Genomic DNA, 26,793 nt, shown 5'->3' with positions numbered 1-26,793 from the left:
CTCTGTTCACGCCTTCCCGGGCTCGTCGCCCAGTGCCACCGGCACGCCGACCAGCGAGCCGTACTCGGTCCAGGAACCGTCGTAGTTCTTCACGTTCTGCTTGCCGAGGATCTCCTGGAGCACGAACCAGGTGTGCGAGGAGCGCTCGCCGATGCGGCAGTAGGCGATGGTGTCCAGGCTGTCGTCGATGCCGGCGGCCGCGTACAGCTCGGTCAGCTCGGCGTCGGACTTGAACGTGCCGTCCTCGTTGGCCGCCTTCGACCACGGGACGCTGATCGCGGTGGGGATGTGGCCCGCACGCTGCGCCTGCTCCTGCGGCAGGTGGGCGGGGGCGAGCAGGCGGCCGGCGTACTCGTCGGGCGAGCGGACGTCGACCAGGTTCTGCACGCCGATGGCCTTGACCACGTCGTCGCGGAACGCGCGGATGCTCAGGTCCTGCTCCTGCGCCTTGTACTCGGTCGCCGGGCGCGCCACCACGTCCTTGGTCAGGGGGCGGGCGTCGAGCTCCCACTTCTTGCGGCCGCCGTCGAGCAGCTTCACGTCGCCGTGGCCGTAGAGCTTGAAGTACCAGTACGCGTACGCCGCGAACCAGTTGTTGTTTCCGCCGTACAGCACCACGGTGTCGTCGTTGCCGATGCCGCGCGAGGACAGCAGCGCCTCGAACTGCTCGCGGTTGACGAAGTCCCGGCGGATCTGGTCCTGCAGGTCCTTGCGCCAGTCGAGCCGGACGGCGCCGGCGATGTGACCGCCTTCGTAGGCGGTGGTGTCCTCGTCGACCTCGACGAACACCACACCGGGCGTGGTCAGGTTCTTCTCGGCCCAGTCGGCCGAGACGAGGGCGGATTCGCGACTCATGGAGGGTCTCCCTTGAGAGTTGGCTGTTGGCAGACGTCTATATCTGGGGTGACAGTCCACGGGAGCGCAGGCGGGAGACCGGGGGAGATGTCGCCGCGCGCGGGTCCACGGGGGGATCACCGGGCACTGGGCGACGGCGGCAGGCTGACGGCGTGACGGGAACGGCTCAGCGATGAGCACTGGTCACGGGGTCAGGAGGCAGAGCTGCTGTTCGATCACCTAGGCGATCGGGTGCGAAAACTGTGCCGCCGTCAGAGGACGGGGCAACACAGGCACGTGGCCACGCGGCACAGGTCGACCGCGCGCCGTTTGGTAAGCAGCGGGCTCATAATCCAGAACCCTACCAGCCGTGCCGCTATCCGGGAATGTGCCGTCCATCATCCGGGATCGCGATACCAGCGGTTGATCAGGCCAATTCGACGTTCGTCGCGGTGAACGAGACCAGCAGCCCGGTGTCGGCGGTGCGCAGATCGGTCAGCGCGAGCTCGAACGGCAGCTTCGGCAGGCTCAGCGTCACCGCCAGCCGCTCCCGGTAGTTGTCCAGCAGCTGCTGGCTGACCCCGCCCAGGGCGCTGCGCAGCTCGGTGGCGCGCAGGCGCACCTTGCCGCCGACCACGGTCACCTCGGCCGCGCCGGTCACCTCGCCCAGCAGCGGCAGCCTGCCGGCGACCTCCACCTCGCGCTCGCCCTTGGCGCGCAGCGTGAGGTTGGTCAGGCCGCTGGCCTTGACCAGGTCGGCGTAGGAGACGGTCGCGGTGCCGGTGACCTGCTGCGCCACCGGGTGGACGGTGCCGTCGAGCACCCCGGAGGTCGGCGCGGTCACGTCGTGCGCCTGTACGGTGAGCAGCGGCAGCGGCAGGGTGCCGCCCTTCAGGTCGCGCAGGGTCAGGTCGATCTCGTCGTACCGGCCGGCGGCGACCTGGGTCAGGAACGGGACCCCGGTGATCGAGACCTGGGGCGGCGACGAGGTGATGCCGCGCTCCTCCAGCCGGGCCGCGACGCGCTTGGCGATCTCGCCCTCGGCCACGTGGGCGCCGACGCGGTCGGCGACGACGACCAGCACGCCGAGCACCACCGCGATCACGGCGGTGACGCGCAGCGCCCGGCTCACGCGGGCACCAGGAACACGACACTGATCACGTACGCCACCGGGGCGGCCAGGGCGAAGCCCGCCAGCGGGCCCTGCATGTGGCGGGCCAGCCACATCGTCGGCGCGTCCCCGGCCAGCTCGCGGCCCGCCTCGGCGAAGCCGATGGTCAGGTCGGCCAGCACCGCGGCACCCGCCGCGGCCATGCCCACCAGCGCCGCCTCGTGCGGCGTGAACGGCACCATGTAGCGCCCGATGAGCGCGGCGGCGGCGGTGCCGAGCATGGCGCCCAGCACGATGCCGGCCGAGCCGCGGGGCACCTGGTCGGCCAGGCGCGGCCACGGGGCGACCACGTCGGTGAGGCGGGCGACGCCGAGGGCGATGCCGCTGGCGATGAGACAGACCACGATGGCCTGGGTGCCCGCGGGGACGCGGGTCAAAACGATGAGTGTGGCGAAGGACACCACGCCCAGGACGATCACGACGGTCGAGGCCAGCGACTCCGACACGCGCATGCGGCCCTGGGGCCGGAACATCTGGCCGAGCACGCCCGCGACCAGGCCGCCTCCGGCGACCAGGCCGAGCGGGGTCACCGAGGGGGTGTCGGGGTAGATGGCACCGATGTCGGCGGCGATCGCGGCCAGCACGCCGACGGTGGCCACCACCTTGAGCGCGGGCGGGCGCATCGCCATCGTGGTGGCGAACATGTAGAGCAGCTGCGCACCGAAGACGACCGCCGCGTACGGCACGCGGCCCAGGCCGACGCCCGCCGTCTGCGCGCCCATCACCAGGCCCGTCGCCAGCAGCAGCGCGAAACCGGCCACCGCGAGCGCCAGCATCCGGCGCACCGGGACGATCGGCAGCTCGGGGCCCTCGTCGGTGATGTCGAGGTCGTCGTCGGGCTCGGGCGCCTCGGCGCCCCGCAGGGCGCGACGGCCGCGGGTCGGCTCCTCGCGCCGGGTGCGGGTGGCGGTGTCGCCCCCGCCGCGCGGGTCCCGGGCCGCCGGGGCCGGGGCGGGTCCGGGCACGGGGCCGCGACCGGCCGGGCCGGGGGCAGGGCGGAACTGGCCACCGTCGAACTGGGGGCCTGTCGACCTGCGGTTGCGGACGCTGTCGTCGGGAGGGGAACCGAGCACGCACCGATCGTGCCACCTCGACCCCCGACCGCGCACCTCACCGGCGAGGTACTGCCGACAAAACACGCTGGAAACATGCTCGAAACCTGCGTACTCGCGCAGCGACGGTGAGTGACAAACGCGTCAGGTGCTGGTATTTCTTGTGTCTTCAACTATGCTCATGCTTTACCCGCCCGTCAGCGACGCCGGGACCGACGTGAGGCCACGCCCCCTCAGTGCGACCGCCATCCCCCATTGGTGATCACTGTGGTGCCAACCCGCGCGGCCAGCCCGCGAAGGACGGAGGCGATCCGTGGAAATTCTGCTCCTGGTCACCGCACGTGCTGGTGAGCCCTCTGCTGTGCTCCCGGCGCTCGATCTGCTCCCGCACACCGTGCGCACCGCGCCCCGCGACGTGCGCACGCTCGTGTCGACGCCCAGCCCCGACGCGGTGCTGGTCGACGCGCGTACCGAACTGTCCGAGGCGCGTGCCACCTGCCGGATGCTGCACGCGACCGGGATCGGCGTGCCGCTGGTCGCGGTCGTGACCGAGGCCGGTCTCGTGGCGATCAACGCCGACTGGGGCGTCGACGACGTGATCCTCGCCGGGGCCGGTCCGGCCGAGGTCGAGGCGCGGCTGCGGCTGGCGGTGGGCCGTCTCAACTCGGCGACCGCGGCGGCCGGCGGCCTCATCCGCGGCGGTGAGCTGACCATCGACCCCGACACGTACGCGGCCAAGCTCAAGGGACGCCCGCTCGACCTCACATACAAGGAGTTCGAGCTGCTGAAGTTCCTGGCGCAGCACCCGGGCCGGGTCTTCACCCGCGACCAGCTGCTGCGCGAGGTGTGGGGCTACGACTACTTCGGTGGCACCCGCACCGTCGACGTGCACGTGCGGCGCCTGCGCGCCAAGCTCGGCTCCGAGTACGAGGCCATGATCGGCACCGTACGCCAGGTCGGCTACAAGTTCGTCGTCCCGTCCTCGCGCCAGTCGCTGGCCGACCGGGAGGCGAGCATCGCCGACCAGCTCCTCGCCGACCTGCCGTCCTTCTAGGAACATCGATGCGTTCACTGCGCCCGTGGCCCCGCTGCCACGGGCGCAGTGTCATGTGCGGCTAGGCTTGGCGACATGTCGAGCAAGGTCGATCAGCGTACGGCGCTGACCGCAGACGAGGCCGCGGCCGTGCTGTCGCTGGCGAGCGCGGCCGGTGACACCGACGGCGCGTTCCCGCTGTCCGAGCACACGGTGCTGCACCTGCGCCACGGCGGCGACACCCCGTCGGTGCACCTGATCGCCCATGACGAGCACGGCGACCTGGCCGGTTACGCCCACGTGGACACCACCGACGGGGTCGACGGCCCCTCGGCCGAGCTGGTGGTGCACCCGCTGGCCCGGCGGCACGGGCTGGGCCGGGCGCTGACGCTCGCGGCGCTGACCGCCGCCGCGGAGGCCGACCCGTCCGGCCGGCTGCGGCTGTGGGCGCACGGCGACCACCCGTCGGCCAGCGCGCTGGCCCTGTCGCTGGGCTTCCAGCGGGCCCGGGTGCTGTGGCAGATGCGCCGCTCGCTCTACGCCGAGGTGCCGCAGCCGGTGCTGCCCGGCGGCGTCGTGGTGCGGCCGTTCCGGCCGGGCGACGACGAGCAGCCGTGGCTCGACCTGAACGCCCGCGCCTTCGCCGACCACCCGGAGCAGGGCCGGTGGTCGCTGTGCGACCTGCACGTGCGCATGGCCGAGCCGTGGTTCGATCCGGAGGGCTTCCTGCTGGCCGAGCGCGACGGCCGACTGGTCGGCTTCCACTGGACCAAGGTGCACGGGGAGCTGCGCGGTGAGGGCGCCGACGGCGCCGGGCACGACCACGACCCGATCGGCGAGGTGTACGTGCTGGGCGTCGACCCGGACGCGCACGGCGGCGGCCTGGGCCGGGCGCTGACCGCGGCCGGGCTGCGGCACCTGCGCGCCCGCGGACTGGACCAGGTCATGCTGTACGTCGACGAGTCCAATCAGGCCGCGACCTCGCTGTACACCCGGCTCGGCTTCTCCCGGTGGTCGACAGACGTTCTGTTCCAACGGATCTGAGGGTTCCGCCGCGCTGTGACACGGGCCACTATCTAGGACGTGGCCGACACCGCCGAACCCCGCGACCCCTGGGCCGTGCCCGCCGACTTCACCGCCTGGGTGGAGCGGCGGCTGCGGCCGCTGGAACGCGGCACCCGCCAGCTGGAAGGCGAGGACCAGGCCGCGCAGAGCATGGCCCGCGAGCTGCTGACGGTGGTCGCGGCACGCTGGCCGCGGCTGCGCCGGGCCGACACCCGCCACGGCGACCCGGCGGGCACCGCCGCCGACCGCTACCTCCAGCAGCTGTTCGCGCGGGAGGCCGCCGACGCGGGGCTGCGCGACGCGATCCGGCTGGACCTCGACCGGCCCGTGCCGGTGCCGCGGGACCAGCCGTCGTACGCCAGGACGCTGACCATGGCCGACGAGGCGGCGCTGCTGTGGGAGCGGGCGAAGACCACTTCCCGGCGCCGGGTGCTGATCGGCGCCGGGCTCGGCGGCTTCGCGCTGGTCGCGGCGGTGTGCCGCATGATCTGGGCCGACCCGCCGGAGGACGAGCCCACGCCCAGGCACCCCCGGGCCGAGGCGTCGCGCTCGGCCGTGGACACGCTGCCCGCCGCGGCCGACCAGGCGCGCCTGACCACGCTGCGGGTGCCGGGGCTGCCCGCCGAGCTCGCCCCCGGCGACGCCGCGAAGCTGCCCGCGCTCAGCGCCGACCCGGTTACCCGGGCACTGGCGCTGCTGACGCCGTCGGCCACGGTCGGCACCCCGGTCCTGGCCCTGGGCGAGGACGGGCGCTGGCGCCGGGTCGACCAGGCGGGCGACCGGGTCGGGCTGGGCATGGAGGAGTCCGCGCTGTCACCCGACGGCTTGCACGCGGCGTTCGCACTGGTCGACGGGGTGCGGGTGGTGGACCTCGCCACGGGGGCGGGGCGGACGTACCCCACCCCCGAGCAGCCGCCGGCCGTGGCCTGGCTCGGCCCCGGCCACCTGCTGCTGGGCGTCGACGCGCTGCTGGACCTGCGCGCGGAGCGGCTGGTGCCGTGCCCGGCGGGCCCGGTGGACGCGGTGACGTATCGCGGTGTCGTGCCGCTGTCGGGTCCGGGGCCGCTCACCGAGCTGCTCTCGGTCGGCCAGCCCGCCGCCGCCGGGGCGCGCGTGCGGCGCTGGGTGCTGGACGCGGCCAAGCCCGGCGAGACCACGGTGGCGATCACCGGTGAGCGGGCGGACCTGATCGGCCCGTTCCAGGGACCGGGCTTCGGCCACGGCGACGGCGTGCTGGCGCGGGTGTGCAGCGCGCGGTCGGGACAGCAGGGCCAAGCGGTCGGGGTGTTCACCACCGACGGCGCGGTGCGGCGGGTGCTGCTGGCCGACGAGTCGGTGACGGGCGCGGTGCGGGTGATCGGCTGGCTGGACCCCCGCCGGGTGCTCCTGCGCTGCGTGGGACGGGTGGGCTCGGGCCCGGCCCGGCAGCGGATCCTGGCCTGGGACCTGCGCGACGGCCACCTGGCACTGATGGCGACGGTCGCGGTCGAGGGCGGCCTGTCGCTGCCCGATCTCACCGGCTCGGTGTGAGCCCGTTCACTTCACGGCTACACCGTGCTGAGTCCCGCGACACCGGTGCTGTTTTGCCTGTTCACCCTATGTTCACCTAGGGCCGACCGCGCGGCTACCTGAGCCGTGCATCGTCGGTGTCGGGCCGGCGACGGCCTGCATCCCGACTAGGAAGGCACCCCTGAAGTGAACCGTAACGTGCTCTCCCGGCGCGTCCTTGCTGGTGTCGCGCTCGCTGCGTTCGTTCTTGCCGGTTGCTCGTCGAAGAACGACGGCACGACCGACCCGTCCGCCAGCGCCAACGCCGGCGGCGTCGCATCCCTCACTGGCGAGCTGAAGGGTTCGGGCGCGAGCTTCCCGAACACCTACTACCAGGAGGTCATCACCCAGCTCAAGGACGAGGCCAAGGGCCTGACGGTCACCTACAACTCGATCGGCTCGGGCGCCGGCAAGAAGGAGTTCGGGCAGGGCCTGACCGACTTCGCGGGCACCGACAGCGCGGTCAAGGACACCGACGGCGTCGCCGCCGGTTCGTTCCTGTACGTCCCGACCGTCGCGGCGCCGATCACGGTGTCGTACAACGTCAAGGGCATCGACAAGCTCCAGCTGTCGGCCGACACCCTGGCCAAGATCTTCCAGCGTGAGATCAAGGTGTGGAACGCGCCGGAGATCGCCACGGACAACCCGGGCGTGACCCTGCCGGCCACCGCGATCACCGTCGCGCACCGCGGCGACGCCTCGGGCACCACCAGCAACTTCACCAAGTACCTGGCCGCTGCGGCGCCGACCGCCTGGAAGCTCGGCTCGGGCGACACCGTCGCGTGGGCCGCCGACACCCAGGCCGGTCAGAAGAACACCGGTGTGGCGCAGCTGATCAAGGCCGCCGACGGTGGCATCGGCTACGTCGACCTGGCCGACGCGGCCGACTCGGGCCTGAAGTTCGCCTCGATCAAGAACAAGGACGGCCAGTTCGTCGCCCCGACCCTGGAGGGCGCCACCGCCGCGCTCGCCGGTGCCGAGGTCAAGGACGACCTGTCCTACAACCCGCTGAACGCCGCCGGTGCGGCCGCCTACCCGATCACCGCGCCGACCTACATCCTGGTCAAGCCGAAGTACGACGACCCGAAGAAGGCCGCGCTCGTCAAGGCTTTCGTCAAGTACGTGCTGACCGAGGGCAAGGCCATGGCGGCCGAGCTGCACTACGCGGTGCTCCCGGCCGACCTGCAGGCCAAGGCGCTCGCCCAGCTGGACAAGGTCAGCTGAAGCTGATCCGAGCTTGACCCTATGGGAGCGGGCTCAGCAGAGCCCGCTCCCATCGGCACACGGCCACCCCTCGGAGAAGAAGATGACAGTGGTAGACAACCCCGCCAGCCTGACCCGGAAGGACCCCGGTCGCCACGCCGACCGGCTCTTCTGGGCCCTGTGCGTCTCCGCCGGACTCGCGGTCCTGCTGATCCTCGGGCTGATCCTCGCCAGCATGCTCCAGCAGTCGCTGCCGGCGCTCACCAAGGAGTTCTTCACCAGCTCGACCTGGGTCCCGAACGACCCGGACGAGGCCGGCCCGCTGACGCCGCACTTCGGCTCGCTGACCTTCCTCTTCGGCACCGTCATCGTCTCGCTGATCGCGCTGGTGGTGGCCGTGCCGGTGTCGCTGGGCATCGCGCTGTTCCTGACCGAGCTGGCGCCCCGCCGGGTGCGCAGCACGGTGGTCCTGCTGGTCGACATGCTGGCGGCGGTGCCGTCGGTGGTGTTCGGCCTGTGGGGCATCATCGTGGTCGCCCCCGCCCTGGTGCCCGTGTACGAGTGGCTGCACGACACCCTCGGCGGCATCCCGGTGCTCGGCTCCCTGTTCGGCGAGACGGTCAGCAGCGGACGCAACTTCATGACCGCGGGCCTGATCGTGGCCGTGATGATCATTCCGATCATCACCTCGATCAGCCGGGAGGTCTTCGCGACCGTCCCGAGCTCGGACAAGCAGGCCGCGTACGCCCTGGGCGCCACCCGCTGGGAAATGATCAAGGGTGCGGTCCTCCCGCACAGCTTCGGCGGCGTGGTCGGCGCGGTCATCCTCGGTCTGGGCCGGGCCATGGGCGAGACCATCGCGGTCGCCCTGGTCGTCGGCAGCGCCGTCCAGATCACCCCGAACCTGCTGGCCAGCGGTTACGCCCTGCCCGCCGTCATCGTGAACACCTTCGGCGAGGCCTCCGGCGATCTGCGCGCGGCCCTCATCGGTATGGGTGTCGTCCTGTTCATCCTCACCGTCGGCGTGAACCTGCTCGCCCGGGTGGTCGTCCGGCGCGCCGAGATCCGCATGAAGGGAGCCCCGGCATGAGCGTCGTCACCGCGAACCGTCCCGCGGCGGCCGCGCCGGCCCCGCTGGACCTGCGCCGGTCCTCGCTGCCGCTGCGCCGCCGCCTGGTGGACAACCTCAGCAAGGTCCTGATGACCATGACCCTGCTGGTGGCCCTCGTGCCGCTCGGCCTGGTCGTGTACTACGTCATCGCCAAGGGCGGCAGCATCATCAGCTGGGACTTCCTGACCGGTGACATCCCGCGCTCGGCCCGCCGGGCGGGTGGCGGCATGGGCCCGGCGATCGCCGGCACGCTGGTCATCACCGGCACCGCGGCGCTGCTGGCCGTGCCGCTCGGCGTGCTCGGCGCGATCTACCTGAACGAGTACGGCAAGCAGCGGCCGCTGGCCCGGTTCATCCGGACCATGGCCGACGTCATGACCGGTGTCCCCTCGATCGTCATGGGTCTGTTCATCCTGGTCGTCTGGGTGCTCACGGTGAAGGAGAAGTCCGCCTTCGCCGGTGCGCTCGCCCTGGCCTGCCTGATGCTCCCGGTGATCATCCGCAGCACCGAGGAGATGCTGCGCCTGGTCCCCGACGAGCTGCGCCAGGCCAGCGCCGCGCTGGGCGCCCGCCGCTGGAAGACCACCCTCTCGGTGGTGCTGCCCGCCGCGATCTCCGGCATCGTCAGCGGCGTGATGCTCGCCATCGCGCGTGCCGCCGGCGAGACCGCGCCGATCGTCGTGGTCGTCGGCATCACGTACGAGACGAACTGGAGCCTGTTCGGCCTGAACACCGCCCTGCCCGCGCAGATCTTCAACAACGCGACCGAGCCCTATCCGGCCGCGGAGTTGCGCGCGTGGGGCGCCGCGCTCACGCTGATGGTGATCGTCCTGCTGTTCACGGTGATCGCCCGCCTGATCTCCAGCCGCTTTGCGATCAAGGAACGCTGAGGTACACCCCATGACGAGCAGCACCGACTTCTCCCTGTCCACCCTTCTCCCGGGAGCGCAGCCTGCCATGCCGACCGCATCCGCCACGCCGGTGATGCAACTGGAGGACGTGAGTGTCTTCTACGGCAGCTACGAGGCCGTACGACACACGAACATGTCCATCCGCGAGCACCAGATCACCGCGCTCATCGGCCCGTCGGGCTGCGGCAAGAGCACGGTGCTGCGCTCGCTGAACCGTATGAACGACCTGGTGCCCGGCGCCCGCGTCGCGGGCAAGGTGACCTTCCACGGTCAGGACCTCTACGCCTCCGACGTCGACCCGATCCAGGTCCGCCGCCGCATCGGCATGGTGTTCCAGAAGCCGAACCCGTTCCCGAAGTCCATCTACGAGAACGTCGCGTACGGCATGAAGATCAACGGGATCAAGGACAACCTCGACGACCGCGTCGAGCAGGCCCTGCGCGGTGCCGCCCTGTGGGACGAGGTCAAGGACAAGCTCAAGTCGAGCGGTCTGGCCCTGTCCGGCGGCCAGCAGCAGCGGCTCTGCATCGCCCGCGCAATCGCGGTGCGGCCCGAGGTGATCCTGATGGACGAGCCGTGCTCCGCGCTCGACCCGATCGCCACCGGCAAGATCGAGGACCTGATGCACGACCTCGCCGGGACGTACACGATCGTGATCGTGACCCACAACATGCAGCAGGCCGCGCGCGTCAGCCACCACACCGCGTTCTTCACGGCCGAGCTGGACGAGGCCGGCGTGCGCCACGGCCGCCTGGTCGAGTTCAACGAGACGGGCCGGATCTTCACCAACCCGTCCGACAAGCGCACCGAGGACTACATCACCGGCCGCTTCGGCTGATCCGCGCCCCACCCCAGCAGCCCCGCCCGGCATCCGCCGCGGCGGGGCTTCCGCTTTCCCGGACCACGCGCTTCCTAGATCACGCAAGTTGCCGGGCAAACGGGCGTATGAACGGCCAAGATACGCCCGATTGCCCGGCAACTCGGCCGATCTTGAACCCGGCCGGTCCTCGGCCGATCTTGAACGAGGCCGGCGACTCGGCGGATCTTCAGAGGGTGGGCATGTAGGGGGTGGAGACGTCGCGGGGGGTGGCGAGCATCGCGGCCACCGTCGGGTGGGCGGCGAGGCTGCGCAGGGTGACCAGGGTCGGCGGGATCATGGGCAGCTCGCCCGCGGCGAACTCGGCCAGGGCCTGCTCGGGGGTGAGCCAGCGGACCCGGTCGGCCTCGAACTCCGGCAGTGCCGCCTCCTGCCCGTCGGGCATCGCGGCCAGGTAGAACCAGGTGTCGTACCGGCGGGGCTCGAACAGGGGCGTGAGCCAGCGGTCCCAGGCGACCAGGGCGCCGGACTCCAGCCGTACCCCCGTCTCTTCGAGGATCTCGCGGACCGCCGCCTCCGCCGGGGTCTCGCCCGGCTCCAGCGCGCCGCCGGGAAAGGCCCACAGGCCGCCGAAGGCGAGGTTGCGCATCCGCTGCATGAGGAAGACCGTGCGGTCGGGGCGGACCAGCACCACGGTCGCGGCGTCGCGCGGCGCTGCGGGCTCGCGGCCGGAGGCGGCGAACTCCTGCGACAGCGTCACGAAGCGTTCCCGGTGCTCGGGCGGCAGCAGCGCGAACGGGTCGTCGGGGCGGACGTCACTCGACATGGACCAGCACCGCCTGTCCCTGGCCGACGCCGATGCAGGCCGCGGCGATGCCGTAGCCGCCGCCACGGCGGCGCAGGCTGTGGCACAGGTCGAACAGCACGCGCGGCGCGGACGCACCGAGCGGGTGGCCGTACGCGATGGCGCCGCCGTCGACGTTGACCAGCTCGCGGTCCAGCTCGGGGAACTCGTGCAGGCAGCTGAGCACCATCGCGGCGAACGCCTCGTTGAGCTCCCAGCCTTTGATGTCGGCGACCGACAGCCCGGCCTTGGCCAGCAGCGCCCGGATCGCGGGGACGGGGCCGACCGAGAAGCGCTCGGGGGAGACGCCGACGACGGCGCTGGCGACGATGCGGCCCAGCGGCTGCACGCCGAGGCGGCGGGCGGCGGCCTCGGAGCCGACCAGGGCCGCGCTGGCCCCGTCGTTGACGGGGGAGGAGTTGCCCGCCGTCACGGTGCCGTCGCGGGTGAACGCGGGCTTGAGGCGGGCCAGCGCCGCCAGCGAGGTGTCGGGGCGGACCGACTCGTCCCGGGTCACCCCGGCGAGCTCGACGATGCGGCCGTCGAAGGTGCCCGCGTCCCACGCGGCGGCGGCGCGCTGGTGCGAGCGCAGCGCCCAGGCGTCCTGCTCGTCGCGGCCGATGCCGAGCTCCGTGGCGACCTGCTCGGCGGCGACGCCCAGCGGGACGGTCCAGGCGTCGGAGAAGGTCGGGTTGACCATGCGCCAGCCGAGCTGGGTGTTCCACAGCTTCGCCTCGGCCGGGAACGGCACGTCGGGCTTGGGCATGACGAACGGCGCCCGGCTCATGCTCTCCACGCCGCCCGCGATGAGCAGGTCGGCGTCTCCGGCGCGTACGGCCCGCGACGCCTGCACGATCGCCTCGGCCCCGGCGGCGCACAGCCGGTTGACCGTCGCGCCCGGCACCGTCACCGGCAGCCCGGCCAGCAGCGACGCCATCCGGGCCACGTTGCGGTTGTCCTCGCCCGCGCCGTTGGCGTCGCCGAGGATCACGTCCTCCACCAGGGCGGGGTCGAGGTCCGGGTGGCGTTTGAGCAGCGCGATCAGGGGCGCGGCGGCCAGGTCGTCGGCGCGTACGCCGGACAGCCCGCCCTTGTGCCGGCCGAACGGGGTCCGGACCGCGTCGAGGAGGTACGCGTGCGAGGTCATGCCCCGAACCCTACGTCACCTGATCGATCGTTCAGTAGCCCGGACCGCCGGTCGGCTCAGACGAGGAAGCCCAGGTGCGCCCGCAGCTTGCCGGTCAGCGCCGACGGGGGCAGCACGGCCCCGTCGATGCTGCGGATCTCGGTGATGCCGCGGATGCTCGACAGCAGCCACACGCCGTCGCCGCCGCGCAGCTCGGTCGGGGTGACCATGCGCTCGGCGGCCGACAGGCCCAGCTCGCCCGCCGCGGCCAGCAGGTACGCCGCGGTGGTGCCGGGCAGGATGCCGGTCTGCGCGGCGGGCACCGTGTACAGCGTGTCGCCTTCCAGCCAGACCAGCGTGGCCGTCGGCGCCTCCAGGGCGAACCCGTCCTCCGACACCCAGAGCACGTCGTCGACCCCGTTGGCGGCGGCCCAGCGCAGCGAGGCCATGTTCACCGCGTACGACAGCGACTTGACGCCGCCGAGCAGCCACGGCGCCGGGGTGCGCGCCGCGGCCGGGAAGCCCAGGGTCAGCGCGGCGACCGCCACGCCGTCGCGGCGCGCCGCCAGCGAGGCCGGGCCGACCGGGTTGACCGTGGCGAAGCAGGTCACCGGACCGCCGACGGCGGCCTGCGACTCCGTGCCGCGGGTGCACACCAGCCGCACCGCGCCCTCGGTCCCGGCGGGCCACTGCGCGCACGCCAGCTCGGCCAGCTCGCGCAGCACCGCCGCCTCGGGCAATGCGAGGTCCATCCGGGCGGCCGACCGGACCATCCGGGCCAGGTGCTCGTCGAGCAGCCACGGGTGCGGGCGCCCGTCGGCGCCGTCGCGGACGTGCATGGTCTCGAAGATGCCGTCACCACGGAGCACCCCGAGATCATCGGCGCGCAACACGGGGGTGTCGGCCGGCACCACGCCCCGGCCCAGCACTACCAACACAGGCTCTGCCACAGGCCGGAATGCTACGCGCCCCGCGAACTATGATCGGACGATGCCGGACCGTGGCTCCGCCGAACTCGCCGAACTGCTGCGCGATCGCGGCCTGCGCCTCACCCCTCAGCGCCAGCTCGTGCTCGACGCGGTGCGCCAGCTCGAACACGCCACCCCCGAGCAGGTGCACGCGGCGGTGGGCGAGGTCAACGCGGGCGTCAACATCACCACCGTGTACCGCACGCTGGAACTGCTGGAGGAGCTGGGGCTGGTCACCCACGTGCACCTGTCGCACGGCGCCCCGACGTACCACGACGCGGCGACCAGCAGGCATGTGCACCTGGTGTGCCGCAACTGCGAGACGGTGACCGAGCTGGAGCAGTCGGAGCTGGCCCCGCTGGCCGAGCGCCTGCTGGCCGAGCGCGGCTTCCGGATGGACCTGGGACACGTGGCCCTGTTCGGGCTGTGCGGAGGATGTACGTGATGGGCACCCCGACCACCGTCGGCCAGCTCGACCCGACCTCGCCGGACGCGCCGGTCGCCGCGCACCTCGGCGACCCTATGCGCGAGCAGCGCACCCTGCTCACGGGCGCGGCGGTCGTGGACCGCTCGCACCGGGGCGTGCTGGCGCTGACCGGCCCCGAGCGGCTGAGCTTCCTGCACAACCTCACCAGCCAGCACCTGACCGCGCTGGCCGACGGGCAGGGCACCCGCACGCTGGTGCTGTCGCCGCACGGCCACGTCGAGCACGAGCTGTGGCTGGCCGAACTCGACGGCACCCTCTGGGTCGACGTCGAGCCGGGCACCGTCGACGACCTGGTCGGGTTCCTCACCAAGATGCGCTTCTTCACCCAGGTGGAGATCAAACCCGCCGACCTGGCGCTGTACAGCGTGGTCGGGCCGGGCGCGCTGTCCGCCGTGGTCCGGCTCGGCGTGGCCGTCCCGGCCGAACCGGACGTGCTGCCGGTGCCCGAGGCCAAGTTCCACACCGGCTCGGTGCCACCCCGCCCCACCAGTGTGTACGGCCTGCGCCCGCTGCCCTCTGCCACTGGCGGGACTGGTGGTTTCCTGCGCCGCCACGCCCTCGGCGACCTCCCCGTGGTCGACCTGCTGCTGCCCCGCGCCACCGCCGAGCAGACCCTGGCCGAGCTGGACCTGCCCCGGGCCGGGCTGTGGGCGTACGAGGCGGTGCGGGCCGCCGCGAAGCAGGCCCGGGTCGGCACCGACACCGACCACCGGACGCTGCCGTCGGAGGTGGACCTGACCGCCGTCGCGGTGCACCTGGAGAAGGGCTGCTACCGGGGCCAGGAGACCGTGGCCCGGGTGCACCACCTCGGGCGGCCGCCCCGGGCGCTGCGGCTGCTGCACCTGGACGGCATCGGCACCGACGAGCTGCCCGCGAAGGGCACGGAGGTGACGGCGGACGGGCGTACCGTCGGATTCGTCGGCACCACCGCCCGCCACGCGGAGCTCGGGCCGATCGCCCTGGCGGTCCTCAAGCGCAATATCTCCGGTGAGACCCCCCTGTCGGCCGGAGAATCTACGGCCGCTATTGACCCAGACTGAAGGTCTTGTGGAAAGATGCGCCCATGAGCAACGGCACCCTGATCACCGTCGCGCCCACGGGCGCGGAGTCCGCCAAGGCTGACGTTCCGGCGCTGCCGGTGACGCTGGACGAGCTGGTCGCCACCGCCAAGGAGTGCGAGGCCGTCGGCGCGAGCGTGGTGCACGTACACATCCGGGACGAGAACGCCCAGCCCAGCCTGGACCCGGGCCGCCTGCGCGACACCGTCGCCGCGATCCGCGCGAGCACCGACCTGATCGTGCAGCTGTCCAGCGGCGGCTCCGTGCACGACCCCGAGTCGGCGCGCCTGGCCGTGCTCGACGCCGCCCCCGACATGGCCAGCTGCACCATGGGCACGGTCAACTTCGGCGAGGACGTGTTCCTCAACCGCTGGGAGTTCATCGTCGACCTGCACACCCGCATGCAGGAACGCGGCATCGTCCCCGAGTACGAGATCTTCGACCTGGGCCACCTGTGGTCGCTGTCCCGCCTGCTCGACAAGTACGGCCTGCCCGCCGGCGGCCACGTGCACGTCGACTTCGTCATGGGCGTCCCCGGCGGCATGCCCGGCACCGCCGCCGCCCTGGTCGCCTGCCAGCAGGCCCTGCGCGACCTGCCCGAGGGCACCACGTTCTCGGCCACCGGCATCGGCCGGACCACCCTGCCGGTGCTGCTCACCTCGCTCGGCGCGGGCGGCCACCTGCGGGTGGGCATGGAGGACACCGTCACGTACGCCAAGGGCCAGCCGGTGGAGTCCAACGCCCAGCTCGTGGCACGGGCCGCGGCTTTCGCCCGGCTTGCCCAGCGCCCGCCGCTGACCCCGGGTGAGGCACGCAACCTCCTGGGGATCCCCGCGAGATGAAATGTGAAAGCCCGGTAGCGTTCCTTACATGGGCAAGCTTTATGAGGGCGGCGTGGCCCTCGTCGAGGTCGAACGCAGCGGATTCGTCGAGGGGGGCCACCGCGGCTCCGTGATCGTGCTGGACGCGTCCGGCACACCAGTCAGCACAGCGGGCGACGTGACCGGGCCGATCTTCGCGCGCTCGTCCAACAAGCCGATGCAGGCCATCGGCATGCTGAGGGCGGGGCTGCGCCTGGCCGACCAGGCCGATCTGGCGCTGGTCTGCGCCAGCCACTACGGCGAGGACTTCCACATCGCCCGGGTGCGCGCGCTGCTGCGCTCCGGCGGGCTGACCGAGGCCGCGCTGCGCTGCCCGCCCGACCTGCCCCTGGACGACGACGCGAAGGTCGCCGTCGGCGGCGTCAAGCAGCGGGTCTACATGAACTGCTCCGGCAAGCACTCCGGCATGCTGCTGACCTGTGTCGCAGCGGGCTGGAACACCGAGGACTACTTCCAGACCGACCACCCGCTCCAGCAGCGCCTGTCGGCCACCGTCGAGGAGCTCGCCGGGGAGTCGGCCGCCGCGACCGGCGTCGACGGCTGCGGCGCGCCCGTGCTCGCGACCTCGCTGACCGGCCTGGCCACCGCGTTCCAGCGGATCGCCGAGGGGGTGCCCGGGTCGCTGGAGCGGACCGTGGCCGACGCGATGCGGGCCTACCCGGAGCTGGTCAGCGGCACCAACCGCGAGGACGCCCAGCTCATGCGGGCCGTGCCCGGCCTGCTCTGCAAGGTCGGCGCCGAGGGCGTGTGGGCCGCCGCGATCCCGGGCGTGGGCGCCGTCGCCCTGAAGGTCGACGACGGCGCGGCCCGCGCCCGCGGCCCCGTGATGATGTCGGCCCTGCGCCGCCTGGGCGTCACCCCCGACGTGCCCACCCTCGCCGAACCCGCCCTCCTCGGCGGCGGCCGCCGCGTAGGAGCCCTCCACGCGCTCTGGTGACCCCACCCCCGCGCACCGCGTCCCGACGCGCGAGGCGTGAGGCGCGCCACACCTGTGTTTTTGATAGACGTTGGCCTATCACATCGACTGAACGAAGATCGAAGTCGATGTGATAGGCCAACGTCTATCAAAAGTGCGCCGCCCCGGCGCTCGGTTCCGGGTCGCTGTCGAGTTCCGTGGGGCGGGTGCCATGACGCGGTGTGGCGAGCGTCGCTAGCTGATAGCAAGCATTATGCTAGCAACTGCTAGCACTGCTGGGTAGGTTGGGGTGCGTGCAGAGTCCCGATATCGGCGCCTTCATCAAGGACCTGCGGGAGAACGCCCGCATCTCCCTGCGCCAGCTCGCCGAGCAGGCGAACATCAGCAACCCGTACCTGAGCCAGATCGAGCGCGGCCTGCGCAAGCCGTCCGCGGAGGTCCTGGCCCAGCTCGCGGCGGCGCTGCGGGTATCCACCCCGGTCATGTACCTGAAGGCCGGGCTGCTCGGCTCCGACCACGAGGGGCACAGCGTGCCGACCGCGATCGCGGCCGACCCGCTGCTGACCGTCGCGCAGAAGCAGTCGCTAACGCAGATCTACGAGACGTTCGTACGCGAGAACGCCCGGACCGATGATGTCGCGCCCGACGCCGCACCGCCCGCCGAGCCCGCGCCGCAGCGGGCTGCACCGCCGAAGGAATCGGCACCGGTGGCGAAGAAGGCGGTCGCGAAGAAGGCCGGGCGCAAGAAGGCACAGGAGGAGCAGTGACCATGACCCAGACGACGAACAAGAACGACGAGCGCGCCTACCCGAGCGCGTTCTACGCCGCCGCCGGCGTCGGCGACCTCGCCTACCAGCAGCTGCGCAGGCTGCCCGAGGTGGCCGACAAGCTGCGCGACAAGGCGGCCGAGTTCGCCGACCGCGCCGCCAGCACCTCCGCGCCGCAGTGGAAGGCCAAGGCCAACGAGTACGGTGCGCTGGCCACCAGCAAGGCCGCCGAGCTGACCGCGAAGGTCGACCCGGTCGTCATCCGGGACAGCATCGTCACCGGCACCCAGCAGGCCGCCGAGAAGGCCGCGAAGTTCTACGACACCCTGGTCACCCGGGGCGAGCAGGCGTTCGCGCAGCAGCCGGCCGAGTCGGAGCCCGCCGCCGCGCAGGCCCCGGCCGAGGACGTGCCGCCGGCCGCCAAGCCCGCCGCCAAGCGGACCACGCCGAAGGCCAAGTGACGTATGGACATGGCGCCCGCACCCGCGGGCGCCATGTCTCAGGTGGGCTGCGGGCCGTAAGCGCTCTAAGCTGTGAGCCATGGTCGCCGCCAACTTCGCCTTCGCCACGGAAGCCCTGATCGACCGCGTCCTGGTCTACGGGATCACGGTGCTGCTGCTGTGGGCCTTCGTGGACTGCGCGTTCCGGCGCGCCGACGCCTTCGTCGCCATCGGCACCCTGCAGAAGGCGGTCTGGCTGCTGATCGTCGGTGTCGCCTCGCTGATCATGGTGTGGCAGTCGCTGACATTCCCGGACATGGGCCTGCTCTCCTGGCTCGGCAGCTTCGTGGCGGCCTTCTACCTGCTGGAGGTCCGGCGCGGCCTGCGTGAGGCGATCGAGGGACCCTGGTGACCATCGGTGATGAATGATCTGCGCTGGCCACCCCCGCCGGACGGATTTCCTCGCCGCCTGGGCAAGCCGCGCAACTCCGCGCCCAACACCGGCCGCCCGGCCCCGCCCGCGCTGCCGACCGAGATCGTGGACACCCCGCACGGCGTGCAGCTCGAACGCCTGATCACCGGCGTCGGCACGCCCGTCACCGTCTTCGCGCACGGCCTGGGCCACGGCATCGCCGAGACCCGCCCGCTCGGCAGCGCCGTGAGCGGCAAGCGCGTGTTCTTCCAGTTCCGCGGCCACGGCGAGTCCAGCGCCCCGCGCGGCGCCTGGGACTACGGCGACCTGGCCCGCGACCTGCGCGCCGTCGCCGACATGACCGGCGCCACCCGGGCGCTCGGGGTCAGCCTCGGCGCGGGCGCGCTGTGCCGCCTGCTCGCCGAGACCCCGGACCGGTTCGAGAAGGTCGTCTTCTTCCTGCCCGCGGTGCTCGACCGGCCGCGGCCCGACGCCGCCCGCAAGCGGCTGGTCAACCTGCTGGAGGCGATCAACAGCGGCGACCTGCCGACGGTCGCCAACGCCGTGGTCGAGGAGATCCCGCCGTCGGCCCGCAACGGCGCCTCCGGCTGGGCGTACGTGCGCCAGCGGCTCAGCACCCTGATGAACGCCGGCCTGAGCAGCGGGCTGCTCACCCTGCCCGACCAGGTCGCCGTGCCCGACGTCAACCTGCTGCGCGACGTCACCGCCAAGGCGCTGGTCATCGGCTGCATCGGCGACGACCTGCACCCGTCCTCGATCGCGGAGGAACTCGCCTCGGTGCTGCCCGAGGTGTCGCTGCACATCTACAACCGCCCGGCCGTGCTCTGGCACGAGCGGGCTGACCTGCGCGAACGGATCTCGTCCTTCCTCAACGGTTGACGGTGGCACTAGGCTCGCCAGGCGTGGCAGGTCAATCCGTAAAGAATTTCTTCACCGGCGTACGGCTCTACGGCCGGGGCCTCGCCAGGTATGCCCGCAGCCCCCGCCTCATCCTGCTCGGACTGATCCCGGCGGTGCTGAGCCTCGTGCTGTTCACGGGTCTGTTCTTCCTGCTGTTCTACTTCATGGGCGAGATCACGGACACGGTCACCTGGTTCGCCCGGGACTGGTCCGAGGCCGGCCGCGAGACGATGCGCGTCTTCGCGGGCATCACGGTCGTCGGCGTGTCCGGGCTGGTGGCGGTGCTGTCGTACACGGCGGTGACGCTGCTGATCGGCGACCCGTTCTACGAGAAGATCGCCGAGTCGATCGAGGAAGGCTTCGGCGGCGTCCCCAACGCCGTCGAGCTGCCCTGGTACCAGGAGCTGCGGCGCAGTCTGGTGGACGCGCTGCGGCTGCTGCTGGTGTCGGTGCTGATCGCGGTCCCGCTGTTCGCGGCCGGGTTCATCCCGGTCGTGGGGCAGAGCGTGGTGCCGGTGATCGGGGCGTTCGTCGGCGGCTGGTTCCTGTCGCTGGAGCTGGTCGGGGTGGCGTACAACCGGCGCGGCCTGCGCCTGCCGGACCGCCGCCGCGCGCTGCGCCAGGACCGTGCGACCGCGCTCGGGTTCGGGGTGGCGGTGTTCTGCACGTTCCTCATCCCGCTGGGGGCGGTGCTGCTGATGCCCGCCGCCGTCGCGGGCGGCACCCTGCTGGCCCGCCGCTCCCTCAACCTCCCCATCCACCAGGAATAGGGAAGGGCACCTGCGCCGTCCCGCCTCGGTGAGACGGGCCGTGGTCCGGCTCGTTCCGTGGTGGAAGGCCCTTCCCGCCCCCCGCGCGCGAGGGAGCGGCTCCGGTCGGACGGGACGGCGGGCAGGTTCGGCCGGGTGCCCGGTATCGGGGCGGGACGGGAAGGCGCTAGCGTCTGCGGCCATGCGCCGTACCACGATCGCCGTCGTCGCGCTGCTGTTCGCCGTCACCGTGCAGGCGCTGCGGGCCAGCGGCCCGCTGCTGGACCAGCTCGCGGGACCGGTCGGCATCGTCAACGCGGCGCTGATCGCGCTGGGGATCTTCGCCGTACCCGGCCTCATCCTGCATCTGCTGGGCCGCCTGCACCTCCCCGGTCGCGCGCCTGCGCAGGGCCGCACGCCCCTGCTGGGCCGGCTGCGCCGGCGCCGGTCCGCCGGGCCGGAAGCGACCGCGCAGGCCGTCCCGGACGACGAGACAGCACCGCCGACGGCCCAGCCCGCCGAGCCGGACCCGAGCACCGACAGCAGTGGCGATGGACCGCCGGTTCCGCAGCAGCGGCAGGGCGAGGCCGCCATGCCAGCCGGACCCGCGGCACCGGAGACCGACGAACCGTCGCCGGGCGACCCGGCCGATACGGCGGATGCGGTCGCCGACGAGCAGTCTTTCGAGACCCACACGGTCCGCGCCCCGGCTCACACCGTCCCCCTGGCCGCCACCGCGACCCGGATCGACGCGAGACTCGCCGCCACGGCCGCCGAGGAGCAGTCCTCGCAGACCGACGCCACGAACGCTGCCGCTACCGCCGGGTCCGGGTCCGGGTCCGACGCTGCCGCTACCGCCGAGTCCGAGTCTGCCGCTGCCGCTGCCGCTGCCGCTGCCGCTGCCGCCGAGTCCGACGCCGACTCCGACACGGGGGCCGAATCCGACGCCGAGTCCGACTCCGACGCGGGGGCCGAGGCTGGCGTGGGTGGCGAGCATGAGCCCGAGGCTGAGGCCGGGGACGGGGCTGAGGCGGGGGAGCGGCGGCCGTTGCCTGCTGGCGGGCTGTTGCTCGTCGCGTGCATCGGGCTGTTCACGGTGCTGTGGGCGCTGGCGATCTGGGCCGACCGGCCCGGCCTGCCCGTGATGGCGGCTGCGGCCGTGCTCGGCATGACCTCCCTGGGGCTGGCGGCCCGCTGCCTCGGCGACCCCGTCGGCGTCACGATCGGCCTGCTCGCCGGGGGCGGCCTCGACCTGATGGTCCGTTCCGCGACCGTCACCCTCGACCCGGTCTGGAGCCGCTCCGGCGCGGGCTGGGTCCCGCCGACCGTCCTGGCGGTGCTCACGGCCGGTCTCGCGGTCACGGCCGGTCTCGCGTACGCGGCGCGCCGCGACCTCGCCCCCATGGACGCCACCGGCCGCACCTGGATCATCGGCGGCTACCTGGCGGTGTGGACCACCACGATCGGCAACCCGGCGTTCGTGGCGTCGCAGTCGGGCATCACGGTGCAGCTGTGCCTGGCCGGCTCGATGTTCCTGCTGCTCAACGCCGTCGAGCTGGTGCGGAGGCTGACGCTGTCCGGCGGCACGAACGCGATCCCCGAACCCGACCATTGGGTCGCCGGGTCGGCCGCGCTCGCCGGGCTGACCGGCGGGCTCGCGCTGGCGTGGTGGAGCACCGGGTGGCTGGTGCCGGTCGGCGTGGTGCTGGCGCAGCTGTCGGCCACCGTCGCGGTCGCGCGCGGCCTGGCGTCGCCCTCAAGCCGTTTCACCTGGGCGTACGGGCTGGTCTGGGTGCTGCCCGTGCTGCTGTTCCAGGTGCACTACGACCTGCCGCTGCCGTTCGGCAACCGCTGGCTGCTGGTCGGGCTCGCCGTGCTGGTCGGGCTCGGCGGCATGGGGCGCCGACCGGACCACCCGGGCGGCCCGTGGCGCTTCGACGTACGCGGCATCGTCGCGACGCCGCCGTCGCTGCTCGGGCTGTCACTGGCGCTGGCGATGGTCGTACCGGCGCTGATGCACATCACGCAGCCGCCGCCGCCCCAGCAGCCCCGGCCCGCGCTCGGCCTGCGCGTCATGAGCTGGAACATCAAGTACGGCCGCGACGACGCCACCGGCGCCGCCGACCCCCGGCAGCTCGCCACCGCGATCCGCGCCTCCTACCCGGACGTCGTGCTGCTCCAGGAGGTCAGCCGGGGCTGGGCCATCGGCGGCGGCGTGGACGTGGCCGAATACCTGTCGCGCGAGCTCAACATGCGCTACTACTGGTCCCCGGCCGCCGACGGCCAGTTCGGCAACCTGATGCTGACCCGGCTGCCGGTCCACGACGTGCGGTACGCCCGCCTGCCGTTCGGGCAGGGCCCGATGTGGCGTTCGGTGCTGAAGGCGACGGTGACGCTGGACAGCGGGCTCAGCCTCGACGTGTTCACCGCGCACCTGACCCACCGCAAGCCGAACACTCCGACGCGGCTGGCCCAGATCGACGCGATCCTGAGCCGCACCGACCCGGCCCGGCCGACGGTGATCGCGGGCGACTTCAACTTCTGGCCGAGCTGGCCGGAGCGCGACGAGTTCGTGTCGTCGGGGTGGGTGTCGGCGCAGGACGCGACCGGGCACGCCGACGAGTGGACCTCGCCGACGGACGTGCCGACGAACCGGGTGGACTGGATCTTCGGCTCGCCGGAGGTCGCCTTCCTCGACTTCGCCGTCCTCAACCAGGTGAAGGGCTCCGACCACTTCCCGATCCTGGCCGTCATCCGCCTCCGCTGACCCACCCCGCGAGGCCGCGCTTTCCCGGAAACCGCGGCCTCGCTGGGCCCGCACAGCCCCGTGCCGCGAGCTGATCGCGGCGCGGCCCCGCGAAGATCGCGAGTTGCGGTCGAAAGCTGGCGTGTCAGCGCAGTTCCTGACCGTGAACAGCGATCTCCCGGCGGCGCGCGATCTCCCGGCGGCGCGCGATCGGTGTGCGGGATGCGGGAGGTCGCGGTTAGGCGGTGCCGCGGATGACCAGTTCCGTGGGGAGGATGACGCTGTCGGCGATGGTCTCGCCCGCGGCCAGGCGCAACAGCTGGCGGGCCATCTCGCGGCCCTGGCCGACGATCGGCTGCCGGACCGTGGTCAGCGGCGGCTCGGTGTAGCGGGCGAGCGCGATGTCGTCGAACCCGATCACGGCCACGTCGTCGGGCACCCGCCGCCCGGCCGCCTGGAGCGCCTGGAGCGCCCCGTGCGCCATCAGGTCCGAGGCGACGAACACCGCGTCGAGGTCCGGGTCGTCCTCCAGCAGCTGGCGCATGGCGACCGTGCCCGAGTCGCGGGTGAAGTCGCCGACGGCCACGATCGAGCGCCGGTCCGACCCGCGCAGCTCCTCGCGGTATCCGGTGAGCCGGTCGATCCCGGCGACCATGTCCTGCGGCCCGGCGATGGTGGCGATGCGGTTGCGGCCGGTCTCCAGCAGGTGCCGCACGGCCAGCCGGGCCCCGTTGACGTTGTCGACCTCGACGTACGGCACCCGCACCTGGCCCAGCGGGCGGCCGCCGCACAGCACCGGGATGCCCATCCGGGCCAGCTGGCCCGGCAGCGGGTCGGCGCCGTGCATCGAGGCGATGAGCACGCCGTCGATGTGCCGGGCCATGGCGTAGCGCTCGATGCGGTCGTGGCTGGCGGCCGACCCGGCCACCATCAGCACCAGCTGCTTGTCGGCGGCGTCGAGCTCCTGGCTGACGCCGCGGATGATGCCGGGGAAGAACTGGTCGTCGGAGAAGACCCGCGACGGGCTCTCGGGCAGGACCAGCGCGTACGAGTCGGTGCGCTGGGTTACCAGGCTGCGCGCGGCCTGGTTGGGCACGTATCCGAGCTCGTCGACGGCGCGCTGGACGGCGGCGCGGATCGACTCGGCGACCGTCGGCGATCCGTTCACCACCCGCGACACGGTCGCGCGCGACACGCCGGCCCGCTGGGCCACCTGTTCGAGGGTCGGTCTGGCCATGGCCGCCGCCGCTCAGCCGACGCGCAGGGCGGACAGCAGCGACTCGTCGCCGCTGACGTCCAGGCTGTCGAAGCCGATGCGGCCCCACAGCGCGAGCTGGAGGTCGCTGGCGGGCCCGACGGCGCGCACCCGGGTGTCGGGGCCGTCGGCGTCGAGCAGGGTGTCGGTGTCCAGCAGGGCGATGCCCTCGCCGCGCAGCCGGATGAACCACTCCTCGTGGTGGTGCTCGTCGGCGGCGACGAGCTGGACCACGCCGTACCGGTCGGTGGGGCCGGTGCGGCGGCCGGCCGGGAGCAGGCTGTCGAGCACCTCGGTGACGCCGTCGGCGGCCAGGCGGTCCTCGATCGGCTCGGCCAGGCCCTGCGCCATCTGGATGTCCCAGCGGTGCACCGCGGTCTCGTGCGCCATCCGGCGGTGCCAGAAGCCCGCGACCTTGGGCTGCGGCGCCCAGTTGTACGCCGGCATCTGCGGGTCGACCGCCTCCAGCAGCTCCAGCAGCGCCTTGAACTCGTCGTCGAACCAGGCCAGCGTGGCGTCGGCGCCCGGGTAGTCGTGGCGGCGGGAGGCCGGGTCGGGGGCGGTGGTGACGCCTCGCCCGGCGAAACCGCGGATCCAGCGGTAGACCCCGCCGAGGTGCTGCACCAGGTCGAGAACGGTCCAGTCGGGACAGGTCGGCACGGTCGCGGTCAGATCGGCCTCGGCCGCCACCGTGCGGAACGCCGCCGCGTCGGTGCGCAGCGAGTCGAGCCAGAACTCCTTGGTGCCGTGCGCCCTCATGCCGCCGTCCTCATCTGTCCGCATCGCCGGGTCCGCGTTACCGCACCAGGTCGCCGCACGACGTCGTGGTGACGTTGGGCGCTCTCGCGACCCCGCGTCCGTGGCCGCACTAGTGTGGTGACGTGTCTGACAATAGTCTCGCCCGCCCCGCCCTCGCCGACCTGACCACCCTCGGACTGGGCGGCCCGGCCGGGAAGCTGGTCACGGCCGGCAGCTCGGACGAGATCGTGGCGGCGGTACGCGACGCCGGCCGCTCCGGCGAGCCGGTCCTGCTGCTGGCCGGGGGCAGCAACGTGGTGATCGGCGACGCCGGGTTCCCGGGCACGGTGGTGCTCGTCCGCTCGTCCGGCGTGACCGTGACCGGCCGCGACGGCGACGACGTGTCGGTGCGGATGGCCGCCGGGCACCCGTGGGACGACGCCGTGGCCCAGACGGTCGCCGCGGGCTGGTCCGGCATCGAGGCGATGTCGGGCGTGCCGGGCGCGGCGGGCTCGACGCCGATCCAGAACGTGGGGGCGTACGGGCAGGACGTGTCGCAGACCGTCGAGTCCGTCACCGTGTACGACCGCACCGAGGGCGAGATCCGGCAGTTCACGCCCGAGGAGTGCCGGTTCGAGTTCCGCAACAGCGTGTTCAAGTACACCGACCGCTGGGTGGTGCTGGACGTGGTGTTCCGGCTGCGCCAGGACGGCCTGTCCGGGCCGGTGGCGTACGCGGAGCTGGCCCGGGTGCTCGGGGTCGAGCTGGGCGAGCGGGCGCCGCTGGACAAGGTGCGCGAGGCGGTGCTGGAGCTGCGCCGGAGCAAGGGCATGGTGCTGGACCCGACCGATCCGGACACGCGGTCGGTGGGCTCGTTCTTCGTGAACCCGATCCTCAGCTCGCAGGCGTACGCCGGGCTGCGGGAGCGGGCCGGGGAGCTGGAGCCGCCGGCGTGGCCGGGTGCGGACGGCGTGGTGAAGCTCAGCGCGGCGTGGCTGATCGAGCAGGCCGGGTTCGGCAAGGGGTACCGGCGCGGGCCGGTCGCGATCTCGTCGAAGCACGCGCTGGCGCTGACCCACCCGGGCGGCGGCACGACGGCGGACCTGCTGGCGCTGGCGGCGGAGATCCGCGACGGCGTGCACGAGCGGTTCGGGGTGACGCTGCGGCCGGAGCCGGTGCTGGTGAGCTGCGAGTTCTGATTGCGCCCTTTTGGGCGTAATGATCGTTACGTCCGATGTGAGTCACATCGCGGAGCTGCCGGCGCTGCTGGACTACTACCAGCAGCTCGACATACCCCTGAACGCCTCCCTGTTCATCGGCGCCGGACTCGTCGCGCTGGGGCTGGGCCTGCTCGTCTACGCCATCGTCATGGGCTGGGGCGACCACCGCGAGCCCTCCAATGACTGAGGCGGCTCTCGCCATCGCCGCCGGGACCGATGTGGTGCCGCCGCCCAAGGCCATCCTGCTGTTCCTGGTCTGCGCAGGCCTCGGCTGGTACCTCGGCGGCCGCTACCGCCCCCACCGCTAGCCCCCACCCCCGTCGACAGCCCCGCCACGCGCCGCGCCCCGCCACGCGCCGCGCCACGCGCCGCGCCACGCGCCGCGCCACGCGCCGCGCCACGCTCGCCCGCTCGCTCGCTCGCCATGATCGAGTGCACTTTCGGGGAATGTGCTGGAATCTTGAGCCCTTTTCCAGCACTTTCCCCGAAAGTGCATGATCGCCGGGGCGCGGGGCGCGGG

Annotated in this window: 29 protein-coding genes; 20 read left to right on the top strand and 9 right to left on the bottom strand. The window is 72.6% G+C overall.

The features are described from left to right. Positions 1 to 6 precede the first annotated feature (6 nt). The 4 genes from Cs7R123_RS18120 to Cs7R123_RS18110 all read right to left on the bottom strand — a co-directional run bounded on the left by Cs7R123_RS18120 (position 7) and on the right by Cs7R123_RS18110 (position 2,970). Positions 7 to 855, bottom strand: coding sequence for a sulfurtransferase (locus Cs7R123_RS18120; RefSeq protein ID WP_212827994.1), 849 nt, complete (start codon positions 853 to 855; stop codon positions 7 to 9). 251 nt (positions 856 to 1,106) lie between these two features. After that, positions 1,107 to 1,184 carry an Ms5788A family Cys-rich leader peptide gene (locus tag Cs7R123_RS41110; RefSeq protein ID WP_330164811.1) on the bottom strand — a complete coding sequence of 26 codons (78 nt, stop codon included), beginning with the start codon at positions 1,182 to 1,184 and terminating at the stop codon, positions 1,107 to 1,109. Between the two features lie 77 nt (positions 1,185 to 1,261). Continuing rightward, positions 1,262 to 1,966, bottom strand: coding sequence for a DUF2993 domain-containing protein (locus Cs7R123_RS18115; RefSeq protein ID WP_212827992.1), 705 nt, complete (start codon positions 1,964 to 1,966; stop codon positions 1,262 to 1,264). Further along, positions 1,963 to 2,970: a hypothetical protein gene (locus Cs7R123_RS18110; protein ID WP_374706995.1), complete on the bottom strand. Its 1,008-nt coding sequence runs from the start codon at positions 2,968 to 2,970 to the stop codon at positions 1,963 to 1,965. The genes Cs7R123_RS18115 and Cs7R123_RS18110 overlap by 4 nt, the downstream gene beginning before the upstream one ends. Before the next feature lie 400 nt (positions 2,971 to 3,370). Between Cs7R123_RS18110 and Cs7R123_RS18105 the strand changes: the two genes are divergently transcribed. The 7 genes from Cs7R123_RS18105 (at position 3,371) to pstB (ending at position 10,766) form a co-directional block, all read left to right on the top strand. Next, positions 3,371 to 4,111 carry a response regulator transcription factor gene (locus Cs7R123_RS18105; protein WP_212827990.1) on the top strand — a complete coding sequence of 247 codons (741 nt, stop codon included), beginning with the start codon at positions 3,371 to 3,373 and terminating at the stop codon, positions 4,109 to 4,111. A 75-nt stretch (positions 4,112 to 4,186) separates the two neighbouring features. After that, positions 4,187 to 5,134 carry a mycothiol synthase gene (gene mshD, locus Cs7R123_RS18100; RefSeq protein WP_212827988.1) on the top strand — a complete coding sequence of 316 codons (948 nt, stop codon included), beginning with the start codon at positions 4,187 to 4,189 and terminating at the stop codon, positions 5,132 to 5,134. Positions 5,135 to 5,173: 39 nt separating this feature from the next. Beyond that, positions 5,174 to 6,685 (top strand): hypothetical protein, encoded by a 1,512-nt coding sequence (locus Cs7R123_RS18095; RefSeq protein ID WP_212827986.1) that lies wholly within the window; start codon positions 5,174 to 5,176, stop codon positions 6,683 to 6,685. 165 nt (positions 6,686 to 6,850) lie between these two features. Next, entirely contained in the window at positions 6,851 to 7,927 is a 1,077-nt protein-coding gene (gene pstS / locus Cs7R123_RS18090; RefSeq protein WP_212827984.1) for a phosphate ABC transporter substrate-binding protein PstS, read from the top strand. Between the two features lie 82 nt (positions 7,928 to 8,009). Beyond that, positions 8,010 to 8,996, top strand: coding sequence for a phosphate ABC transporter permease subunit PstC (gene pstC, locus Cs7R123_RS18085; protein WP_212827982.1), 987 nt, complete (start codon positions 8,010 to 8,012; stop codon positions 8,994 to 8,996). Next, complete coding sequence (gene pstA / locus Cs7R123_RS18080; RefSeq protein ID WP_212827980.1) at positions 8,993 to 9,907, top strand: phosphate ABC transporter permease PstA; 915 nt, start codon at positions 8,993 to 8,995, stop codon at positions 9,905 to 9,907. The genes pstC and pstA overlap by 4 nt, the downstream gene beginning before the upstream one ends. A gap of 10 nt (positions 9,908 to 9,917) precedes the next feature. Further along, positions 9,918 to 10,766, top strand: a complete 849-nt coding sequence (gene pstB / locus Cs7R123_RS18075) for a phosphate ABC transporter ATP-binding protein PstB (RefSeq protein ID WP_212827978.1) — start codon at positions 9,918 to 9,920, stop codon at positions 10,764 to 10,766. A gap of 208 nt (positions 10,767 to 10,974) precedes the next feature. Here the strand turns inward: pstB and Cs7R123_RS18070 are convergent, their stop codons facing one another. Genes Cs7R123_RS18070 through Cs7R123_RS18060 form a run of 3 tightly spaced genes read right to left on the bottom strand, consistent with a single transcriptional unit; the run spans position 10,975 to position 13,665 of the window. Next, entirely contained in the window at positions 10,975 to 11,571 is a 597-nt protein-coding gene (locus tag Cs7R123_RS18070) for an NUDIX hydrolase (RefSeq protein ID WP_212827976.1), read from the bottom strand. Continuing rightward, entirely contained in the window at positions 11,561 to 12,736 is a 1,176-nt protein-coding gene (locus Cs7R123_RS18065) for a thiolase family protein (RefSeq protein WP_212827974.1), read from the bottom strand. The genes Cs7R123_RS18070 and Cs7R123_RS18065 overlap by 11 nt, the downstream gene beginning before the upstream one ends. A gap of 56 nt (positions 12,737 to 12,792) precedes the next feature. Beyond that, entirely contained in the window at positions 12,793 to 13,665 is an 873-nt protein-coding gene (locus Cs7R123_RS18060; protein WP_244871893.1) for an aminotransferase class IV, read from the bottom strand. Between the two features lie 40 nt (positions 13,666 to 13,705). Between Cs7R123_RS18060 and Cs7R123_RS18055 the strand changes: the two genes are divergently transcribed. From Cs7R123_RS18055 to Cs7R123_RS18010, 10 genes are all read left to right on the top strand, one after another. After that, positions 13,706 to 14,128 (top strand): Fur family transcriptional regulator, encoded by a 423-nt coding sequence (locus Cs7R123_RS18055; protein ID WP_212827972.1) that lies wholly within the window; start codon positions 13,706 to 13,708, stop codon positions 14,126 to 14,128. Next, the gene (locus tag Cs7R123_RS18050) at positions 14,119 to 15,210 is read left to right on the top strand and encodes a folate-binding protein YgfZ (RefSeq protein ID WP_374706964.1); all 1,092 of its coding nucleotides are present in this window, start codon (positions 14,119 to 14,121) and stop codon (positions 15,208 to 15,210) included. Before Cs7R123_RS18055 ends, Cs7R123_RS18050 begins: the two co-directional genes overlap by 10 nt. A gap of 23 nt (positions 15,211 to 15,233) precedes the next feature. Further along, positions 15,234 to 16,070: a 3-keto-5-aminohexanoate cleavage protein gene (locus Cs7R123_RS18045; RefSeq protein WP_212827968.1), complete on the top strand. Its 837-nt coding sequence runs from the start codon at positions 15,234 to 15,236 to the stop codon at positions 16,068 to 16,070. 28 nt (positions 16,071 to 16,098) lie between these two features. After that, positions 16,099 to 17,046, top strand: a complete 948-nt coding sequence (locus Cs7R123_RS18040) for an asparaginase (RefSeq protein WP_212827966.1) — start codon at positions 16,099 to 16,101, stop codon at positions 17,044 to 17,046. Between the two features lie 263 nt (positions 17,047 to 17,309). Continuing rightward, positions 17,310 to 17,792, top strand: a complete 483-nt coding sequence (locus Cs7R123_RS18035) for a helix-turn-helix domain-containing protein (protein ID WP_374706963.1) — start codon at positions 17,310 to 17,312, stop codon at positions 17,790 to 17,792. Between the two features lie 2 nt (positions 17,793 to 17,794). Continuing rightward, entirely contained in the window at positions 17,795 to 18,253 is a 459-nt protein-coding gene (locus Cs7R123_RS18030) for a hypothetical protein (protein ID WP_212827962.1), read from the top strand. A gap of 79 nt (positions 18,254 to 18,332) precedes the next feature. Further along, entirely contained in the window at positions 18,333 to 18,644 is a 312-nt protein-coding gene (locus Cs7R123_RS18025) for a DUF2516 family protein (protein WP_212827960.1), read from the top strand. A 9-nt stretch (positions 18,645 to 18,653) separates the two neighbouring features. Beyond that, a complete protein-coding gene (locus Cs7R123_RS18020) occupies positions 18,654 to 19,544 on the top strand; it encodes an alpha/beta fold hydrolase (protein WP_212827958.1) in 891 nt (296 codons plus the stop codon). Between the two features lie 23 nt (positions 19,545 to 19,567). Continuing rightward, positions 19,568 to 20,335 carry an EI24 domain-containing protein gene (locus tag Cs7R123_RS18015; RefSeq protein WP_244871892.1) on the top strand — a complete coding sequence of 256 codons (768 nt, stop codon included), beginning with the start codon at positions 19,568 to 19,570 and terminating at the stop codon, positions 20,333 to 20,335. 181 nt (positions 20,336 to 20,516) lie between these two features. Further along, positions 20,517 to 23,081 (top strand): endonuclease/exonuclease/phosphatase family protein, encoded by a 2,565-nt coding sequence (locus tag Cs7R123_RS18010; RefSeq protein WP_212827955.1) that lies wholly within the window; start codon positions 20,517 to 20,519, stop codon positions 23,079 to 23,081. 217 nt (positions 23,082 to 23,298) lie between these two features. On the opposite strand, the gene Cs7R123_RS18005 is transcribed toward Cs7R123_RS18010, so the two are convergent. Then, positions 23,299 to 24,297: a LacI family DNA-binding transcriptional regulator gene (locus Cs7R123_RS18005; RefSeq protein WP_212827953.1), complete on the bottom strand. Its 999-nt coding sequence runs from the start codon at positions 24,295 to 24,297 to the stop codon at positions 23,299 to 23,301. A gap of 12 nt (positions 24,298 to 24,309) precedes the next feature. Then, positions 24,310 to 25,098, bottom strand: a complete 789-nt coding sequence (locus tag Cs7R123_RS18000) for a maleylpyruvate isomerase family mycothiol-dependent enzyme (RefSeq protein ID WP_244871891.1) — start codon at positions 25,096 to 25,098, stop codon at positions 24,310 to 24,312. Between the two features lie 98 nt (positions 25,099 to 25,196). Between Cs7R123_RS18000 and Cs7R123_RS17995 the strand changes: the two genes are divergently transcribed. Genes Cs7R123_RS17995 through Cs7R123_RS40735 form a run of 3 tightly spaced genes read left to right on the top strand, consistent with a single transcriptional unit; the run spans position 25,197 to position 26,581 of the window. Next, positions 25,197 to 26,252 (top strand): UDP-N-acetylmuramate dehydrogenase, encoded by a 1,056-nt coding sequence (locus Cs7R123_RS17995; RefSeq protein ID WP_212827951.1) that lies wholly within the window; start codon positions 25,197 to 25,199, stop codon positions 26,250 to 26,252. A gap of 37 nt (positions 26,253 to 26,289) precedes the next feature. Then, positions 26,290 to 26,460: a hypothetical protein gene (locus Cs7R123_RS17990; RefSeq protein WP_212827943.1), complete on the top strand. Its 171-nt coding sequence runs from the start codon at positions 26,290 to 26,292 to the stop codon at positions 26,458 to 26,460. After that, the gene (locus tag Cs7R123_RS40735; protein ID WP_280517303.1) at positions 26,453 to 26,581 is read left to right on the top strand and encodes a hypothetical protein; all 129 of its coding nucleotides are present in this window, start codon (positions 26,453 to 26,455) and stop codon (positions 26,579 to 26,581) included. Before Cs7R123_RS17990 ends, Cs7R123_RS40735 begins: the two co-directional genes overlap by 8 nt. Positions 26,582 to 26,793: the final 212 nt, after the last annotated feature.

It is taken from the genome of Catellatospora sp. TT07R-123 (genome assembly GCF_018327705.1).
GTDB lineage: Bacteria > Actinomycetota > Actinomycetes > Mycobacteriales > Micromonosporaceae > Catellatospora.
The sequence above is the reverse complement of the archived record's forward strand: the minus strand, read 5'-3'. Positions and strand labels throughout refer to the sequence as shown.